The organism is Microcystis sp. T1-4 (genome assembly GCF_000297435.1).
In the GTDB taxonomy this organism is placed as follows: domain Bacteria; phylum Cyanobacteriota; class Cyanobacteriia; order Cyanobacteriales; family Microcystaceae; genus Microcystis.
In genome coordinates this window covers 1-3,523 of record NZ_CAIP01000428.1, presented here as the reverse complement: position 1 = coordinate 3,523, position 3,523 = coordinate 1, and the positions used below count along the sequence as shown (strand labels likewise).

Annotated in this window: 2 protein-coding genes; both read right to left on the bottom strand. The window is 45.8% G+C overall.

Annotated elements, in window-relative coordinates; translation table 11 throughout:
* Positions 1 to 168: 168 nt before the first annotated feature.
* The gene (gene hisS, locus MICAI_RS21375; protein ID WP_008206971.1) at positions 169 to 1,449 is read right to left on the bottom strand and encodes a histidine--tRNA ligase; all 1,281 of its coding nucleotides are present in this window, start codon (positions 1,447 to 1,449) and stop codon (positions 169 to 171) included.
* A 20-nt stretch (positions 1,450 to 1,469) separates the two neighbouring features.
* Positions 1,470 to 3,380, bottom strand: a complete 1,911-nt coding sequence (locus tag MICAI_RS21370; protein WP_008206968.1) for a heavy metal translocating P-type ATPase — start codon at positions 3,378 to 3,380, stop codon at positions 1,470 to 1,472.
* Between the last annotated feature and the right edge of the window lie 143 nt (positions 3,381 to 3,523).

The following is a 3,523-nucleotide window of genomic DNA, read 5'->3' as shown; positions in this document are numbered from 1 at the left end:
CCTGGATTGAGTGGTAAAATCAGAAACAACGTCCGATTTTAGCAGAGGGTTTCCCCGTAAAAATCCCAATTGGTAGATTTACAAAAATGAGATGCACCCAGCGAGTAGAACTAACCACAAAGGACACAAAGAACAAGAGAGCCTAATGTTTGGCCATGACGCTAAAACTTAGGATTTGTGCCGAGAGATTTGCGCTTTTAATTCCCTTGCTTGTGTCAATAAATCCGCTTGGGTTAGACTAATTTGTTCTTGGGTGGCCATCCATTTCAGTTGTACCGTGCCATTTTCAGCCTCAGCATCCCCCAAAATTATACAGCCCACGGCCTTAGCTCGATCAGCCCGTTTAAATTGTTTTCCGAAAGCGCTGCCGCTTAAGTCTAACTCGACGCTAAACCCCAATCCGCGTAATTGCTGCGCTAACACCACACTGCGCGCCTCAGCTTTTTCTCCTTTGGAGACGAGATAAAAATCGGGAACCAAAAAAGATAAAGATTGCTTTTGTTGTAATAATATAATCAGACGTTCTAAACCGATCGCCCAACCCACTGCCGGCGTGTCTGGTCCGCCTAATTGAGCTATTAAACCATCATAACGACCACCACCGCAAACCGTGGCTTGAGCGCCTAAATCATCGGACTGAATTTCAAAGGCCGTATGGGTGTAATAGTCCAATCCTCGCACTAAAGAGGGATTAAGATTATAGATAACTCCCAAATCGGTTAGTAAAGATTGCACCCGTTCAAAATGCTTTTGAGAATCACTACTGAGATGTTCAAGAATACTGGGGGCATTCTCACAGATAATCTTGGTTTTTTCGTCCTTACTATCCAAAATTCGCAGGGGATTTTTTTCTAATCTCTGTTGAGAATCCGCGTCTAAATCAGCTTTGTAGGGAGTCAAATAATCTAGCAAGGCCTGACGATAATTTTGCCTATCTTGGGCATTTCCCAGGGAATTAATATCTAATTTTAGGTTTTCTAGCCCCACAGCTTTTAATATCTCGCTGGCAAGGGTAATTACTTCCACATCCGCCCTAGGGTCATCAGTTCCCAACAATTCGACCCCGATTTGATGAAACTGTCGCTGCCTACCCGCTTGCGGACGTTCATAACGAAACATCGGCCCCTTATACCAGAGTCTTTGTACTCCTCCGGCGGCCTGTAATTTGTGTTCAATATAGGCGCGAACGACCCCAGCCGTTCCCTCCGGTCGCAAAGTCAGGGAACGTTGACCGCGATCTAGGAAAGTGTACATTTCTTTACCCACCACGTCCGTCGCTTCCCCGATACCCCGTTCAAAAAGTTGCGTCTGTTCAAAAATGGGAGTTCGTATCTCTTGATACAGCGCAGTCCCTAAAATTCTGCTGGCAGTTTCCTCTAACCACTGCCAGTAACCGACCTCCGCCGGTAAAATATCTTTTGTGCCTCGGATTGCCTGGATTTCGCCCATAGTTCTCTGTATTTTTATCCCTATTTGAACAATCTTAAACCGCTTAGAGTCACTAATACCGTCGATCCTTCATGACCGATGACACCAAGAGGTAAAGTTATATCACCGGCAAAATTGGCTATTAGCAATATGCCGATAAACGCGAGGGCGAAAGTGATATTCTGTTTAACAATGCGATTGGCACGACGACCAAGGTTAATCGCGCTGGGAATTTTGGCTAAATTATCGGACATAAGGATAATATCGGCCGTTTCCAAGGCCACATCACTACCAGCTTTTCCCATGGCAATCCCCACATTAGCCATAGCTAAAGCGGGCGCGTCATTAATGCCATCCCCCACCATAGCGACAGTGTGATATTTTTCTTGCAGATTTTTGATCACGGTTAACTTATCTTCGGGCAGTAAATCAGCGTAAACCTCCTCAATACCGAGTTTTTCCGCAACTTTATCGGCACTTTGTTGATTATCACCCGTAATTAAAACGATATGTTCGATACCGATCTTTTTTAGCTGCTTCACCAGATTAACTGCCGATTCCCGCAGGCTATCGGCTACAGCGATCGCCCCGATTATCTGATTCTCTTGTACTACCCAGACGAGGGTTTTACCTTCTTTTTGTAAACGTTCGCGGATAGCTAGGATATTCTGGTCAAGATCAGCAATATGGTCACGAATATAGGCAAAATTGCCCACAGATACCGACTTATCGGCAATTTTTCCCGTGATACCCCGTCCCGATACCGCTTGCACCTGATTAGCACTGAAGAAATTTATACCACGTTCCCTGGCTGTGGCGGTAATAGCAGACCCGATGGGATGTTCCGAACAGGATTCTAGGGATGCAGCCACCGCTAACACCTCATTTTCGCTGACTGCATGGATAGGGATAATTTCCACCACTTGCAACTTACCAAGGGTGAGAGTGCCGGTTTTATCAAAAGCGATCGCTCGTATGCGGCCGATCATCTCCAATCTTGCGCCATTTTTGAATAAAATCCCCTGTTTTGCCCCGTTAGCGATACCCGATAACAAAGCTGGCATAATTGAGGCCATTAAAGCACAGGGAGAAGCCACCACGAGAAAAATTAAGGCCCGATAGATAGTGGTTTCCCAGGTCCAACCCCAGAAAAAAGGCGGTAAAATCCCGAAAATTAAGCCCAAAATCACGATAATTTTCGCATAACCCCGCTCGAAACCTTCGATAAACTCTTGGGAGGGAGGGGATTCATTTTGTGCCTTTTCTACCAAACGAATCACCCTCTCAATTAAGCGACTTTCGGGGGGAGTTTCCACCTTTAAACGTAGCACTCCCGCACCGTTGAGAGTTCCCGCAAAGACTTCTTCACCGATGGTTTTATCCACGGGAAGGGATTCTCCCGTAATTGGCGCTTGATTAATGGGACTGTTTCCCTCCATAATAATGCCGTCAATGGGGATTAATTCACCCGGTTTGACCAAAACTGTGTCCCCTATCCGTAATTGCTTGATAGGAACCTCTTTTTCCCTGTCTCCCGTGATTAATCTAGCAGTATCGGGAGTCATGGCCATGAGAGAACGAATATTGCGATCGGTTTTTGCCATGGCAATCTGTTCTAAAGCACCACTAATAGCGAAAATCAGGATTAAAATGGCTCCATCGATGATGAGATAGTAATTACTGTCCCAGAGTCCCAAAATCGCCGCCCCCAAGGCCGCTACAATCATTAACAGGTCCACATCCAGTTCTTTTTCCTCCCATAAAGTCGTCAATCCTGCTTGGGTACTCTCGTATCCTCCCACCAGATATGCGATCGCTAGTAGGATAAAAGCCGGGCCGATCAGATTAAGGTGTAGGCATAACCAACCAAAAAAGACTAAAATAGCGCAAATTCCCGCGGCAACTGCCGAGGAATACTCAGACAACCAAGAGGACGAGATACTCTGAATCATGGATCGATGGCAATTACTTTTCTCCCCATTCTAGAAAAAATTGGATCGATGCAGAAAACCCCTATGTGGTATTCACCGGTGCGAAGGCTCTCTTAGGTTTGCTGGTTAAAATGTATTCTAAGATACAGTCCTGCTGGCGAGGG